This window comes from Ewingella sp. C233 (assembly GCF_055407225.1).
Window position 1 is genome coordinate 62,015 of record NZ_JBUZRI010000006.1, and the last position, 13,710, is coordinate 75,724.

General features: G+C 54.1%; 14 protein-coding genes. 5 read left to right on the top strand and 9 right to left on the bottom strand.

The window, feature by feature from the left end:
• Positions 1-62 precede the first annotated feature (62 nt).
• A complete protein-coding gene (gene rhtB, locus ACZRKO_RS20595; protein ID WP_463739101.1) occupies positions 63-683 on the bottom strand; it encodes a homoserine/homoserine lactone efflux protein in 621 nt (206 codons plus the stop codon).
• A gap of 104 nt (positions 684-787) precedes the next feature.
• Here rhtB and pldB point away from each other — a divergent pair, with 104 nt between their 5' ends.
• Both pldB and yigL read left to right on the top strand, forming a co-directional pair.
• Positions 788-1,777 carry a lysophospholipase L2 gene (gene pldB, locus ACZRKO_RS20600; RefSeq protein ID WP_463739102.1) on the top strand — a complete coding sequence of 330 codons (990 nt, stop codon included), beginning with the start codon at positions 788-790 and terminating at the stop codon, positions 1,775-1,777.
• A 51-nt stretch (positions 1,778-1,828) separates the two neighbouring features.
• The gene (gene yigL / locus ACZRKO_RS20605) at positions 1,829-2,638 is read left to right on the top strand and encodes a sugar/pyridoxal phosphate phosphatase YigL (protein ID WP_463739103.1); all 810 of its coding nucleotides are present in this window, start codon (positions 1,829-1,831) and stop codon (positions 2,636-2,638) included.
• An 84-nt stretch (positions 2,639-2,722) separates the two neighbouring features.
• Here the strand turns inward: yigL and glpQ are convergent, their stop codons facing one another.
• The 4 genes from glpQ to ACZRKO_RS20625 form a co-directional block, all read right to left on the bottom strand.
• Positions 2,723-3,808 carry a glycerophosphodiester phosphodiesterase gene (gene glpQ, locus ACZRKO_RS20610; protein WP_463739104.1) on the bottom strand — a complete coding sequence of 362 codons (1,086 nt, stop codon included), beginning with the start codon at positions 3,806-3,808 and terminating at the stop codon, positions 2,723-2,725.
• Between the two features lie 2 nt (positions 3,809-3,810).
• On the bottom strand, positions 3,811-5,163 hold the full coding sequence (glpT, locus tag ACZRKO_RS20615) for a glycerol-3-phosphate transporter (protein WP_463739105.1): 1,353 nt from the start codon (positions 5,161-5,163) through the stop codon (positions 3,811-3,813).
• Between the two features lie 384 nt (positions 5,164-5,547).
• Entirely contained in the window at positions 5,548-6,114 is a 567-nt protein-coding gene (locus tag ACZRKO_RS20620) for a DcrB family lipoprotein (RefSeq protein ID WP_463739106.1), read from the bottom strand.
• 167 nt (positions 6,115-6,281) lie between these two features.
• Positions 6,282-6,953: a 7-cyano-7-deazaguanine/7-aminomethyl-7-deazaguanine transporter gene (locus ACZRKO_RS20625; protein WP_463739107.1), complete on the bottom strand. Its 672-nt coding sequence runs from the start codon at positions 6,951-6,953 to the stop codon at positions 6,282-6,284.
• A 210-nt stretch (positions 6,954-7,163) separates the two neighbouring features.
• On the opposite strand from ACZRKO_RS20625, the gene tusA reads away from it, so the two are divergent.
• On the top strand, positions 7,164-7,421 hold the full coding sequence (tusA, locus tag ACZRKO_RS20630) for a sulfurtransferase TusA (protein ID WP_463739108.1): 258 nt from the start codon (positions 7,164-7,166) through the stop codon (positions 7,419-7,421).
• A 4-nt stretch (positions 7,422-7,425) separates the two neighbouring features.
• Here the strand turns inward: tusA and ACZRKO_RS20635 are convergent, their stop codons facing one another.
• On the bottom strand, positions 7,426-9,789 hold the full coding sequence (locus ACZRKO_RS20635) for a zinc/cadmium/mercury/lead-transporting ATPase (protein WP_463739109.1): 2,364 nt from the start codon (positions 9,787-9,789) through the stop codon (positions 7,426-7,428).
• A 143-nt stretch (positions 9,790-9,932) separates the two neighbouring features.
• On the bottom strand, positions 9,933-10,559 hold the full coding sequence (locus ACZRKO_RS20640) for a lysoplasmalogenase (RefSeq protein WP_463739110.1): 627 nt from the start codon (positions 10,557-10,559) through the stop codon (positions 9,933-9,935).
• A gap of 145 nt (positions 10,560-10,704) precedes the next feature.
• On the opposite strand from ACZRKO_RS20640, the gene ACZRKO_RS20645 reads away from it, so the two are divergent.
• On the top strand, positions 10,705-11,076 hold the full coding sequence (locus ACZRKO_RS20645) for a DUF2500 domain-containing protein (protein WP_463739111.1): 372 nt from the start codon (positions 10,705-10,707) through the stop codon (positions 11,074-11,076).
• A gap of 21 nt (positions 11,077-11,097) precedes the next feature.
• Here ACZRKO_RS20645 and ACZRKO_RS20650 read toward each other — a convergent pair whose 3' ends face one another.
• Positions 11,098-11,376, bottom strand: coding sequence for a DUF1145 family protein (locus ACZRKO_RS20650; protein ID WP_463739112.1), 279 nt, complete (start codon positions 11,374-11,376; stop codon positions 11,098-11,100).
• Positions 11,366-11,995 (bottom strand): 16S rRNA (guanine(966)-N(2))-methyltransferase, encoded by a 630-nt coding sequence (rsmD, locus tag ACZRKO_RS20655; RefSeq protein ID WP_463739113.1) that lies wholly within the window; start codon positions 11,993-11,995, stop codon positions 11,366-11,368. The genes ACZRKO_RS20650 and rsmD overlap by 11 nt, the downstream gene beginning before the upstream one ends.
• Before the next feature lie 225 nt (positions 11,996-12,220).
• On the opposite strand from rsmD, the gene ftsY reads away from it, so the two are divergent.
• The gene (gene ftsY / locus ACZRKO_RS20660) at positions 12,221-13,705 is read left to right on the top strand and encodes a signal recognition particle-docking protein FtsY (protein ID WP_463739114.1); all 1,485 of its coding nucleotides are present in this window, start codon (positions 12,221-12,223) and stop codon (positions 13,703-13,705) included.
• Positions 13,706-13,710 lie beyond the last annotated feature (5 nt).

Consider the following 13,710-nt stretch of genomic DNA (forward strand, 5'->3'; position numbering starts at 1 on the left):
CAGCGTTGTGCGCATTAAAAAAGGGTCCGGTTCAATGCCGGACCTTTTTTCATTCTAAAGAATTAAACCTTTCTTGCCGAAGCCAGCAATACTCCGACCAGCATAAACAGTGAGCCGAAAATGCGGTTCAGCAGTTGCATCTGCTTGGGTGCTTTGACCCAACCGGCGATGCGCGTTGCCAGTGTCGCGTAACCAATCATCACGATGATATCGACCACCACGGTGGTCACGCCGAGTACCACATATTGCGCGGCCTGTGGCTGGTGCGGGATGATAAATTGTGGAAACAGCGCGGCCAGAAATACAATACTCTTCGGGTTAGTGAGATTGACCAGAATTGCGCGTTTGAACAAACGCCGGCGTGGCATACTGCTGGCGAGTGCGTTGAGATCGATGGCACCGGCCGCCCGCCACTGGCAGATACCCAGCCAGATAAGGTACGCCGCACCCAGCCATTTCAGCACTTCAAAGGCCATCAGGGATTGCGACACCAGCGCGCCGAGGCCAATGCCGACCAGCACGATGTGAATCGACAGTCCGAGCTGCAAACCGGCGATGGAAGCGACGGCACCGCGATAACCGTGGCTGATGCCAACGCTCATCGTATTGATTGCGCCGGAGCCCGGTGAAAGACTTAAAATTGAAGTCGTAAGCAGATAGGTTAACCACCAGTCCAACGTCATCGCGCTACTCCCTGAAAAGGCTATTTTATGGCACAATACGCTATTGTTTATGGGCCCACAATTAACTTACTTATCTTCCTGTAACACGGTTTCGGAACCCTTCCATGTCATCGAATTTTGCAAAGTGGTTAACGCGTGAGAAAGAATTTTCTGCTTTTGCGACCGGGCCATTGCTGGATTTCTGGCGTCAACGGGAAGAAGGGCAATTTGCCGGTGTGGACGACGTACCGATTCATTACGTCCGCTTTAGCGCCTTTGAACACGACAGCGTCATTTTGGTGTCACCGGGGCGTATCGAAAGCTACGTAAAATACCCGGAGCTGGCGTATGACCTGTTTCACAGCGGTTATGACGTCATCATTGTTGATCACCGTGGGCAGGGGCGTTCCGGGCGTATGCTTGATGATCCACACCGTGGGCACGTGCAGCACTTTGATGACTACGTTGAGGATTTCCACCGGCTGTATGAGCGTGAAATCGCGCCACGTCATTACAATAAGAAGTATGTACTGGCTCACTCGATGGGCGGCGCGATTGCCGCGCTGTTCCTGGCGAAGTATCCGCAACGCTTTGACGCAGCGGCCCTTTGTGCACCGATGACAGGTATTTACCTACCAATACCGGGCTGGATCTCACGGCGGATACTCAACTGGGCGGAGAATCGTCCGCTGCGCCGGGACGGTTATGCGCTGGGAACCGGTCACTGGCGGCCACTGCCGTTTGTGGTTAACCGCCTGACGCACAGCCGCGAACGCTATCGCCGTAACCTGCGTTTTTATGCCGATTACCCTGAGCTGCAGGTCGGCGGGCCGACTTATCACTGGGTGCGAGAGAGTATTGAGGCGGGGTTGCATATTCTGCAACAGGCCGAAAATATCACTACGCCCCTGCTATTATTACAGGCAAGCGAAGACCGGGTGGTCGATAACCGGTCGCATCTTGCTTTTTGTCAGGCGATGGCCGTTGTCGGACACCCTTGTGAAGGGGAAAAGCCACTGGTCATCGAAGGCGCGCGCCATGAGATCCTGTTCGAACGGGACGACCTGAGGGCACAGGCGCTCGATGCCATCATGCGCTTTTTTGCGCGGCATTAACTCGCGGCGAACTGCCGCGCACAACTCCATCAGAGGTTAGAACCTACCGCTATGTATCATGTTGTTGCTTCCGATTTAGATGGCACTCTGCTGTCACCCGACCATACCCTGAGCCCTTACGCCAAAGAGACGCTGAAGATGCTGACTCAGCGTGACGTGCACTTTGTGTTTGCCACCGGCCGCCATCACATCGATGTAGCGCAGATCCGTGACAATCTGGAAATCAGCGCGTATATGATCACCTCCAACGGTGCGCGGGTGCATAACACCGAAGGCGAGCTGATCTTCTCCCACAACGTTGACGAAGACATCGCCCGCGACCTGTTCGGTATCATGCATAACAACCCGAACATTCTGACCAACGTTTACCGCAATGATGACTGGTATATGAACCGCGATCGTGACGATCAGGACCAGTTCTTCCGCGAGTCTGTCTTCAAGTACAAACTGTATGAACCGGGCCTGCTGGAAACCGACGGCATCTGCAAAGTCTATTTCACCTGTGAAAGCCATGAAGAGCTGGTTCCGCTGGAAGATGCCATCAACGCCCGCTGGGGCGATCGCGTCAACGTGAGCTTCTCGCTGCCAACCTGTCTGGAAGTGATGGCCGGTGGTGTATCTAAAGGCCATGCGCTGGAGCACGTGGCAAAACTGATGGGTTATGGGCTAAAAGACTGCATCGCGTTCGGCGATGGTCTGAACGATTTGGAAATGCTGACCATGGCCGGCAAAGGTTGTCTGATGAGCGGCTCCTTGCCACGCCTGAAAGCGGCGATGCCGGATGCCGAAATTATCGGTTCGAACGCTGACGATGCGGTGCCGCATTATCTGCGTAAAATGTATCTCTCCGAACCGGCTTAATTTTCCGGTAGGTTGAAGCATAAAAAAGCGGGCAGGGTGAAAATCTTGCCCGCTTTTTATGGTTTCAGCGCGATGAAACGGAACTTACTTCTGTGGCTGCGTCTGCTGATGCTCTAAATAACTCACCGCTTTGTCAGGGAAGTCAGTGAACAGGCCGTCAACGTGCGCCTGCTGATAAAGGATCTGATACAGCGAATTCACGTTGGTGACGTACTTCGGCAAATCGTCTGCGCGAACGGTAAACGGATGCACCACCAGCTTGCTGGCGTGTGCCTCCGCCGTCATCGGCGTCAGTTTGATATTATTCACCGTAGAGTCCGCTTCGATCAGCATATGGTAATCAGGTCCGATGCCGTCAGCATACTGCGCGATTTGTTTCATCGCGCCCGGCTTGAACATCCAGTCATAATTGTAATTCACCCATTTCCCGTCTTTCTGCTCCTGTGTTTCATCCCACTTGGTGTAGGCGATCAACTGAACCAGTTTCAGGTCGATGCCCATCTTAGGCTCCAGCTCATTCTTGATGCGCTTAAGCTCGTTCGGGTCGAAGCACTGGACATAGACATTGCTGCTTTTACTGGTGTATCCGTACTCTTTAAGCACTTCCAGCACTTTGGCAGAAATGTCTTTGCCTTCCTGACGGTGGAACCACGGGGCTTTGATCTCGGTATAAATCCCGACGTTTTTACCCGTCGAATGATTTAGCCCCTGCACGAACTCGATCTCTTCCTGGAAGGTGTGCACACGGAAATCAGATTTACCCATCGGGAAACGCCCCGGATAGGTCTGTACCTGTTTGCCGTCTTTGATATCAAAACCTTCGGTGAACTTCAGCGATTTGATCTCAGGCAGCGTAAAGTCGATAGCGTAATAACGCCCGTCTTTACGTGCGCGGTCAGGGAAACGCTGAGCCACGTCGGTCACACGATCCAGATAGTGGTCATGCAGAACGACCAGTTGGTCATCCTTGGTCATGACCAGATCCTGCTCGAGGAAATTGGCACCCTGCGCATAAGCCATGGCTTTCGCGGGCAGGGTATGTTCCGGCAGGTAGCCACTTGCGCCGCGATGAGCAATAACCACCGGCTCGGCGGCACTGGCATAGCATGAGGCGGCAATCAGGCCGGCCAGCCGGCTGCTTTTCAGCACATTACCTACTATGTTGCGCATCCTTATGCTCCTTTAGCCAGCTGGGCTTTGTGTTTGTTTTCACTCAGCATCACCATCACCAGCAACATCACCGCCAGCACACAGCCGCCAATCATTACGATAAAGCCGCCGTCCCAACCGAAGTAGTCAACGGTATAGCCGACGATAGCACTCGCCGCGACCGAACCACCGAGGTAACCAAACAGGCCGGTAAAGCCCGCCGCCGTTCCTGCCGCTTTCTTCGGTGCCAGTTCCAGTGCGTGTAAGCCAATCAGCATGACCGGGCCGTAAATCAGGAAGCCGATGGTGATCATACAAGCCATATCAATGCCCGGATTACCGACCGGGTTCAGCCAGTACACCACGGTGGCGATAGTGACCAGCACCATGAAGAACACGCCGGTGGCGCCACGGTTGCCTTTGAACACTTTGTCCGACATCCAGCCACACAGCAGCGTGCCCGGGATCCCTGCATATTCGTAGAGGAAATACGCCCACGAGGACTTATCCAACGCGAAGTGTTTCACCTCTTTCAGATAGGTCGGTGACCAGTCGAGGATGCCGTAACGCAGCAGGTAAACGAAAACGTTGGCGATGGCGATGTACCAGAGCAGTTTGTTCGGCAAAATGTACTGCATGAAAATCTGTTTCGCCGTCAGTTCCTGCTCGGCTGACTCTTTCACGTAGTCTGGTGGATAGTCGTTTTTGTACTCTTCAATCGGTGGTAAACCACAGGACTGCGGGGTGTCGCGCATCGTAATGAATGCAAAAACAGCCAGAGCAATCGCGCCAAAAGCGGGCATATAGAGCGCCGCGTGCCAGTCGTTAAACCACGCCATACCCAACAGGAACAACAGCGGAGGAATACCGCCGCCGACGTTATGGGCGCAGTTCCACACGGAGACGATGCTGCCGCGTTCTTTCTGCGACCACCAGTGAACCATGGTACGGCCACATGGTGGCCAGCCCATTCCCTGGAACCATCCGCACAGGAACAGCAGCACAAACATGATGGCAATACTGGACGTCGCCCAGGGCACGAAGCCCATAAACAACATCACGGCTGCCGCCAGAATCAGACCGACGGGCAGGAAAACGCGCGGGTTGGAGCGGTCGGACACCGACCCCATGATGAATTTGGAGATACCGTAAGCGATGGAGATACCGGACAGCGCGAAGCCAAGGTCACCACGAGAGAAGCCCTGATCGATCAGATAGGGCATAGCTAGTGCAAAGTTTTTACGCACCAGATAGTAGGCAGCATAACCGAAGAAAATCCCCATGAAGATCTGCCAGCGAAGGCGGCGGTACAAAGGATCAACATGGTCTGCTGCCACGGGAGCCTGATGGGCTGCGGGCTTAAAGATACTGAGCATTAACGCCTCCAATGGCATTGGTCAGCTCACTCACCCTGAGTGGCTGACAAACAATAAAACCAAACTGAAATGTTCCATAACGAGCGTCATGCTAATCGAATGCGCGTTAGCGAATTGTGATAGATGACGAAATTGTTACAGTTTTATGAATCTGGAGGCGAATTTTGCGGCATTGGTTAACATTTTGAAATACGAAATTGCGCATTTTTCCCGTCACCGATCACATTTTTTGCTTTTCATTGCGATATTTTGGGGCAGTGGCGCGAATCCGTTCGTTTATGAGCGAATAAGTCCATAGAGAGGATGGTGTTTTAGTGTGTCAGGACGCGTCAGTCATGAAAAAGCGGGGCAAGCCCCGCTCGTAAAATAATCAGTACAATATAATTACTTAATTTTCAGGGTATTAATGATCGCTTCGGCATCCGTCTGCGCCTGCTGCTGATTATCCGCAGGCAGGGTGATTTGCAGGGTCAGCAGATGGCTGTCCACTTTGCCCAGAACGATAGATGAATACGCTTTCTGACCCGCGGATGAGATCACGCTGTCGTACTGTTGCAGTGTCTGGCCGTCGACCTGAATCGATTTATCCGTGACCACCTGCAGGTTGGTATCGCGGGCTTTCTGCTGTTCTTGCAGACGGGCTGTCAGCACGTCCAGCGACTCAGTGGTGTTATCACCGAGGATAACGATCACGGCTTTCTGACCGGTGCTGTCGGCATACACATGCATATTGTTTGCCTGGCTGCCCAGTTTACCGCTCTGATCGCTCATACCCTGCGGAAGGGAAAAGGTCACTTTGCCATCAAGCAGGCTGACCGGAACGCCAGCTGCAGTTGCAGAGGCCGCCGGAGCGCCTTTATCCGCTGCGGCTTTGTCGTCAGTTTTGCCATCACACGCCGCCAGACCGAGGATCAGCACGCCCATACCTGCAAATTTCACTAAATTACGCATAGTTCTTCCTTTGATGTTAACGCGCTATATCCCCGCCATTCTTCAGATTGCCGCCGTAAGCGGCGCAAAATATTTTGGGGATAGATACTTGATTTCACTGCCTGTATGGCAACCTATTCACGTTGTAAATGCAAGTCAGATTATGGCGCATTTTGTGTTAGCTGCACTCAGTGAGAATTTAGCTGAAACTGCGCGTGATCGCCGCTTTGCGAAAGACGTTTCAACAGCATATTGAGCAGTACGCCGTACATCGGCAGGAAGAACACCAGACAGATCAGCACTTTGAAAGTGTAATCTACCAGAGCGATTTCTACCCAATTGTTGGCCATAAATTCATTACTGCTTTTGTAGAACGCAATAAAGAAGAAGGCCAGCGTATCGCTGATGTTTCCAAGGAACATGGCGGCGGCCGGTGCCACCCACCAGCTGCGTTTCTGACGCAGGCGGTTGAAGACGTGGACGTCAAGGATCTGGCCGAGAACATAAGCCATGAAGCTGGCCACTGCGATACGGGCAACCATCACATTCAGGCTGCTGAGCACGGCAAACCCCTGCCATTCGGCTTCAAAATAGAGCGCGGAAATCACGTAGGAGATGAGCAGCGCAGGCATCATGACCGACAAAATAATGCGTCGGGCCAGCGGCGCGCCAAAAATGCGCACAGTCAGATCGGTGGCGAGAAAAATGAACGGGAAAGTGAACGCACCCCAGGTGGTATGGAAACCGAAAATGGAGATCGGCAACTGCACCAGATAGTTACTGGAAGTGATGATGGCAATATGGAATAACGATAGCCATACCAACGCCGCAAAGCGCTGTTGAGCAGTAAACGAATACATAGATTGTGGCCTTTTTTAGTGTTGAATTGGGGTGAGGGAACCCAATTAATGCAGAGTGAAAAATAGCGCGGAAAATACAGCGCGGCGCGCATAGTAACCGTTTGTGTCAGTATTGCAATGGTTAATTTTAACGCAATGGTTTGCGTTGGTTGCGTCACGGAATCAGCGGTATAAACTGTCGCGCATTAGCGTATGTGAGTGAGAATTGAAATGACCGATCCCTTTATCAACCCGGACCACCAACTGGACGCTCTGGGGCTACGTTGTCCCGAGCCTGTCATGATGGTTCGCAAAACGGTGCGCGCCATGAAAGACGGCGAAACCCTGCTGGTGATTGCAGATGATCCCGCCACCACCCGCGATATTCCGGGCTTCTGCCGTTTTATGGAACACACCCTGTTAGCGGCCGACACAGAACAACTGCCGTACCGCTATTTGCTGGCGAAAGGTGTAGTGAGATCTGAGTAATCGCTTACTTCGTTTTTTTACGCAACAATCTCAGCGCGTTGGCAGTGACCAGCGCGGTAGCGCCGGAGTCGGCCAGCACCGCCAGCCACAGTCCGGTCAGCCCCATCAGTGTGGTGACCAGGAAAATAGCTTTAAGACCAATTGCGATAGTGATGTTCTGGCGGATATTGGCCCGCGTTGCCCGCGACAGACTGATCATCTGCGCCAGTCCGCTCAGGCGGTTGTGAGTTAACGCCGCGTCTGCCGTTTCCAGCGCGACGTCGGTGCCACTTCCCATCGCAATACCAATAGTTGCCGCTTTCATCGCCGGGGCATCGTTAATACCATCACCCACCATCGCTGTCGGATGAATCGCATTGAGGGCCGTCACTGCCTCGACTTTATCAGCGGGCAGCAATCCGGCACGAAACTCAATGCCCAGTCGTTCGGCAATGGTTTTGGCAGCGCGCGGATTGTCGCCGGTGAGCATCACCGCAGAAATCCCCTGTGCTTTCAAATCCGCCAGCGCGCTGACTGCGTCATCACGCAGTTTGTCCTGCATGGCGATAAGCCCGATAGCATTGCCTTCCCGTAACACTACCACCACTGTTTTACCGGTGGATTCCCAGTCGGCAATTTGACGGAGATGGACTTCGGCCACCCCTTTTGCCGCCAGACGCTTCGGTGCCAGCACCTGAATTTTTTTACCGGCCACTTCTCCTTCAACGCCTGAACCGGCCAGCGCACGACGCTCCTGTGCATTGATCGGCAGAGGGTTTTCTACTCTTGCGCGGGTAATAATCGCCTGCGCCAGCGGATGATGCGAACCGGCTTCAACCGCCGCCGCAAGACTCAGCAGCTCATTTTCAGTCACACCGCTCAGCGCCAGAACGTCGGTCACTTCCGGTTTGCCTTCGGTCAGCGTGCCGGTTTTATCGAGAGCGATGGTTTGAATTAACGCCAGTTGTTCCAGTGCGGCACCTCCCTTGATTAATGCACCCTGACGTGTGGCGGCTGCCAGACCTGAGGTTATCGCCGCCGGAGTAGAAATCACCAGCGCACAAGGACAGCCGATCAGCAGCAGCGTCAGCCCGCGATAAATCCAGATGTCCCACGGCAGGCCCATCGCCAGTGGCGGGATCAAAATCACCAGCAGCGACATCAGCATAATCGCCGGGGTGTAGTAGCGGCTGAAGCTATCGAGGAAGCGCTCAATCGGGGCACGACGTTCGTCGGCTTCTTCAATCAGTTGCAGGATGCGGTCAATCGCGCTGGCACCGGGCGCGGAGGTCACGCTCATGCGCGCCACACGGTCCACACACAAACTGCCTGCCGGAACCTTCTCCCCAGGCTGACGCTCGACCGGTACGGACTCACCGGTCAGGGCGCTTTCATCGAAACTCGCAGCGCTGTCCAGCAACGTGCCATCGGTGGGCAGACGGCCACCTGCGGCCACTTCAATCACATCACCCGGACGTAAATCGGCCACAGGGACACGGGTAGAATTACCGTTCACAATCAGCACGGCGCTGTCGGGGATCAGCGCCATCAGCGCTTTGACACCGCTGCGCGCACGGTTAGCGGCGAAAGACTCCAGCCGTTCGCCGATCATAAACAGCAACAGCACCATCGCCGCTTCGGCCGTGGCACCAATAAATAATGCGCCAAGCGCCGCAACGCTCATCAGGGTTTCAATGGTAAACGGGGAACCGGCGCGTGTGGCACGGATGGCCTGCAACAGTACCGGCCACAGACCGACCAGCGTGGTGATCACGAAGGCAACTTCCCCCAGTGGCTGGCTGAACTGGTCGATTACCCAGCTTATCGCCATCAGCACGATGAGGATCAGCAGTGGCGCGTATTCCTTCAGGCGGGACGTTTCAACGACGGCTTCGACGCGTTTCTGGTCGAGTGACTGCAGGGTAAATCCGGCGCGCGTGACGGCTTGTTGTATCTCTGCGGAGAGGTCACTGTCAGCGCTGACCAGCAATTTCTCAGTAGCGAACTGGACTTTAACGCCGCTGACACCGGCGATGGTGCTGACGGCTTTTTCGATGGTACGGGCGCAGGCCGGGCAGTCCATGCCGTCGACTTTCCAGCTTAGTTGGCAGGTACCGGCAGGCGGCCCGCTGGGGTCGCTGTCGCCGTCGCCTGAACTGCCATCATCACTCTTGGTTGTTGGTGAGTGCTCACTGGATTGTATGCTGCAATGATCGGATGCACAGCACGCCGATGCGGCAAGCGGGGCTTTGTCACTGCAACAGTTCGCCGGATGCGGCTCACTGTGGGTGGGTTCAGATATTTTATTAATACGCAGCATCGTCGGTTTTGCGCATTTGCCGGATTGGCAACCGCAACCGCGGGTGGTCTGTTTATGTGGCTGAAGCATACGGACTCCTGTCGTAACAGAGTGGAATTACATTCAGTCTACAGTCTGGAGTCAACTCCAGGGTCAAGCGGAAAATGACCGAAGGTGAAAAAAAGGCGAAACCCTAAGATTTCGCCTGAGAATCGTGGTGAGTGAGCCGTGAGTTAAAGGTAGAGCGAACGGACAATCAGGAAATGACCACCGAAGTAGCAGGCGGCGACAATCGCGTCTGAGGCACGGAATTTAAAGCGGTAGCGGCTGGTCAGCCAGACCACGTTACCCATCAGCAGTAAAAACGTCCCGCACAACAGTGAAAATGCCAGATCGGTGCTGCGGGCAAAATACTGCTCCCCCGCCAGCCATACCATCAGCAGCGTCATGGCGATGTAAGTGGATACCGCCCAGCGCATCTCCGCCAGCCGCGACCAGATCACCGCCAGCAGCGCCGCGCCGATGATGATCAACGCCAGCGGCAGCGGCCAGAAGAAGGTCAGCGTCATCTGGCTGGCAAAGCTCAGCGTATAGAGCAGATGCGACAGGAAAAAGGCGCCTATGGCGTAAAGAAAACGCTCTTCCGGCAGCAGCAGCAGGCCGTCGGCCACCAGCGTTGCCGCCAGACCGAGCAAAATCAGGTAGCTGTAGACATTAAGAACCGGTGCCTGCCAGGCTAAAAGCAGCAACAGTAAAAGGGTGACGGGTTTAAACAGCCAGCGCTGCCAGCGTGGCCCGCGGTAGCTGGCATCGACGAACAGCCAGCCTGAGAAAAATACGGCAAGAAATGGCCAACTCATTGTTTATCCTTTTTAAAAATTAAACGTAAGCAAGGTTCTGCCTGTAAGGAAATGACTTCCTGCTTTCCTGGATGGTTTTCAGTGTAGGAGATCGGGCCCTTCGTCTACAATCAGAATCCCCTGTCATCCGAGATGAATGCCGAATATGAATAAACCTGCAGTGATTATTTTGCTGGTTGTGGTGGTGATTGCTCTCTTTGCGACCCGCCAGTACCTCCATCAACGTCGTGAAAATGCCGATAACGACGCCGCGCCGCCGCGCGACATCGCGGTCGAAGTCACCACCAAACGTGACTGGTTATCTCCAAACCGGCGCTCGCGTCAGCGTGAACATATTCCGGCTGAAGACCGAAAGTATGAGGCGTATTTTAAGCCGGTGAACGGCGGTGCAGAGCTCAGGCTGAAACTCGAACAGAAAGACTACGATGGCTTAGCGAAAGGGCAGCAAGGGATTTTGAGTGTGAAGGGAACGCGGTTTATGGCTTTTAAGCCGCAGGATGCTGCCCAAAAACCATAAACCAGCGTACTTAAATCGGGTTTATTTGCGGGTTGGCAGCGGCGGCTGTTTCTTCTGCCATGCCATCAATTCGAACACGCCGAACAGGAATATACGCAGCTGCAACCAGCCGCCAATTTTGGCCTGATCCTTACCCTGCGTGGCTTTAAGTAGCATCATCTGCAAACCGTGCATGAAGAACATGAAGACCATCGCCACATCCAGAAAGTATTTCGTCGGTTTTGGAAATGGATGAATGATATTGAACAGCAAGAAACCCCAGATGCACAGCATCAGTAAACGGCCAATATTAATTAACATCGTCTTGCTCCTGTTCAGAATCCTGATCGCCGGACGCCGGCGCGATATCACGGTGGTACAAACGGTAGGCAACCTGCCCGGCGACTTTCTCGCGGTGCAGGCGCCAGCTTGCCGGAACAGGGATTGCACCGTGTTCCACTTCCGCTTCGACATAAATCCAGGCTTCATCCGCCAGCCAGCCTTGCTGTTCCAGTAATGCCAGCGTCTCCTGCAAAATACCTTTTCGGAACGGCGGATCGACAAACACCACATCGAACGGTGTCCCTTTCTTCGCCAGCCAGTTCAGCGTATTAGCATTGAAAACCTTCGCGTCGCTGGCATTGAGCAGCGCCAGATTTTTCTCCAGTTGCTGAGCAACCGGACGCTCGAACTCCAGTAGCGTGGTGCTGGCAGCATAGCGTGACAGCGCTTCAAGGCCGAGCGCGCCGCTTCCTGCGAAACAGTCCAAACAGTGTGCGCCCCGGATCATGGGTGCCAGCCAGTTAAACAGCGTCTCGCGGACACGATCGGTGGTAGGGCGCAGGCCCGGGCTGTTCGGCACCGGCAGTTTGCGCCCACGCCATTTTCCACCGATGACACGAATTTGTCCCGCCGCCGGGGTGTTGGGTTTTTTAGCCATAGCTCGCTTTCATCATTCGCCACCGTTATGGCAGCGTTGCAAATCAATTAAGGCCTATTCTACCGGTGTGTCGGCCTGCGGCAAATATTTAACATTCCTGATTGAATACCCTACGCAAATCAACACGCGGGTGTGTAGGCCTTATAGGAAAGTGATAGACTGCGAAGCATTACCCTATTAATAATCCGTTCGCCCTGAATTAACGGCGAGGAGTGAAGTTGTAAAATGGCAAAAGATAAAAAACGCGGGTTTTTCTCCTGGTTTGGCCGTGGCCGTCAGGAAGAAGAACAGCAGAAACAAGAGACCAGCGTTGAGCAGCCGGTTGTAGAAGAACAGTCTCCACAAACGTATGAAACGGCGCGTACAGAAGAACCGTCCGTTGCCGCAGAACCAGCGACTGAACACGCACAAGCGCCGGGCGTACCGGTTGAGAATCATCCAGGCGAATGGGATGCCACCACCTCCGTTGAAGCCGCCGCAGAAATCGAACCCGCCTTTGAGCCGGTGCACGACATCCCTGCCGCGCCAACCGAACCCCAGCCTGTTGCCAAAGAACAGGCTTCTGTCGAGTTGGCCGAAGAGATTGTTGCCGTCACCGAACAGGTTGTAGCCGCGCAGCATGAATCTGTCGCAGAAGAGTTTGTCGAGTCAGAGGCAGAGATCGCTGCGGACGAACGTCAGGATGCTATCGATTCTATCGACGACAGCGTGATCGAAGAGCCCCTGCCGGTCGCGTTCGATCCGATTATTACCCTGCCTGCTGTTGAAACTGAACAGGAACGCCCCACCAAAGAGGGCTTCTTTGCGCGCCTCAAACGCAGTCTGGTCAAAACCAAAGAAAATCTGGGGTCAGGATTTGTCGGTCTGTTCCGCGGTAAGAAGATCGACGACGATCTGTTTGATGAACTGGAAGAACAACTGATCATCGCCGACGTCGGCGTTGAAACCACGCGTAAAATCATCACTTCACTGACCGAACACGCCAGCCGCAAACAGTTAAAAGATGCGGACGCGCTCTACGGTAAGCTGAAGGAGGAAATGTCTGAAATTCTGGCAAAAGTGGATCAGCCGCTGGATGTCAGTGGTAAAACCCCGTATGTCATTTTGATGGTTGGCGTTAACGGCGTGGGTAAAACTACCACCATCGGCAAAATGGCACGCCAGTTCCAGGCAGAGGGTAAAACGGTCATGCTGGCCGCCGGAGATACCTTCCGTGCCGCCGCCGTAGAACAGCTTCAGATCTGGGGGCAGCGTAATAAGATCCCGGTGATCGCGCAGCATACGGGCGCGGATTCCGCCTCGGTGATTTTCGATGCAATTCAGGCCGCGAAAGCTCGTAACGTTGACGTGCTGATTGCCGACACCGCCGGGCGTTTACAGAATAAAGCACACCTGATGGAAGAGCTGAAGAAGATTGTCCGGGTCATGAAAAAACTGGACGAAGACGCCCCTCATGAGGTTATGCTGACGCTCGATGCCAGTACGGGCCAGAATGCGGTCAGTCAGGCTAAATTATTCAATGAAGCCGTGGGTCTGACCGGTATTACATTGACTAAACTGGACGGTACCGCCAAGGGCGGCGTGATATTCGCCATTGCCGATCAGTTCGAAATCCCTATCCGCTACATCGGTGTGGGTGAAGGCATTGAAGATTTACGGCCGTTTAAGGCTGACGATTTTATTGAGGCACTTTTTGCCCGAGAGGATTAATACGG

Bases quoted from the DNA above. Each gene is read 5' to 3' on its own strand.
- rhtB (WP_463739101.1), bottom strand. From the start codon at position 683: ATGACGTTGGACTGGTGGTTAACCTATCTGCTTACGACTTCAATTTTA.
- pldB (WP_463739102.1), top strand. From the start codon at position 788: ATGTCATCGAATTTTGCAAAGTGGTTAACGCGTGAGAAAGAATTTTCT.
- yigL (WP_463739103.1), top strand. From the start codon at position 1,829: ATGTATCATGTTGTTGCTTCCGATTTAGATGGCACTCTGCTGTCACCC.
- glpQ (WP_463739104.1), bottom strand. From the start codon at position 3,808: ATGCGCAACATAGTAGGTAATGTGCTGAAAAGCAGCCGGCTGGCCGGC.
- glpT (WP_463739105.1), bottom strand. From the start codon at position 5,163: ATGCTCAGTATCTTTAAGCCCGCAGCCCATCAGGCTCCCGTGGCAGCA.
- ACZRKO_RS20620 (WP_463739106.1), bottom strand. From the start codon at position 6,114: ATGCGTAATTTAGTGAAATTTGCAGGTATGGGCGTGCTGATCCTCGGT.
- ACZRKO_RS20625 (WP_463739107.1), bottom strand. From the start codon at position 6,953: ATGTATTCGTTTACTGCTCAACAGCGCTTTGCGGCGTTGGTATGGCTA.
- tusA (WP_463739108.1), top strand. From the start codon at position 7,164: ATGACCGATCCCTTTATCAACCCGGACCACCAACTGGACGCTCTGGGG.
- ACZRKO_RS20635 (WP_463739109.1), bottom strand. From the start codon at position 9,789: ATGCTTCAGCCACATAAACAGACCACCCGCGGTTGCGGTTGCCAATCC.
- ACZRKO_RS20640 (WP_463739110.1), bottom strand. From the start codon at position 10,559: ATGAGTTGGCCATTTCTTGCCGTATTTTTCTCAGGCTGGCTGTTCGTC.
- ACZRKO_RS20645 (WP_463739111.1), top strand. From the start codon at position 10,705: ATGAATAAACCTGCAGTGATTATTTTGCTGGTTGTGGTGGTGATTGCT.
- ACZRKO_RS20650 (WP_463739112.1), bottom strand. From the start codon at position 11,376: ATGTTAATTAATATTGGCCGTTTACTGATGCTGTGCATCTGGGGTTTC.
- rsmD (WP_463739113.1), bottom strand. From the start codon at position 11,995: ATGGCTAAAAAACCCAACACCCCGGCGGCGGGACAAATTCGTGTCATC.
- ftsY (WP_463739114.1), top strand. From the start codon at position 12,221: ATGGCAAAAGATAAAAAACGCGGGTTTTTCTCCTGGTTTGGCCGTGGC.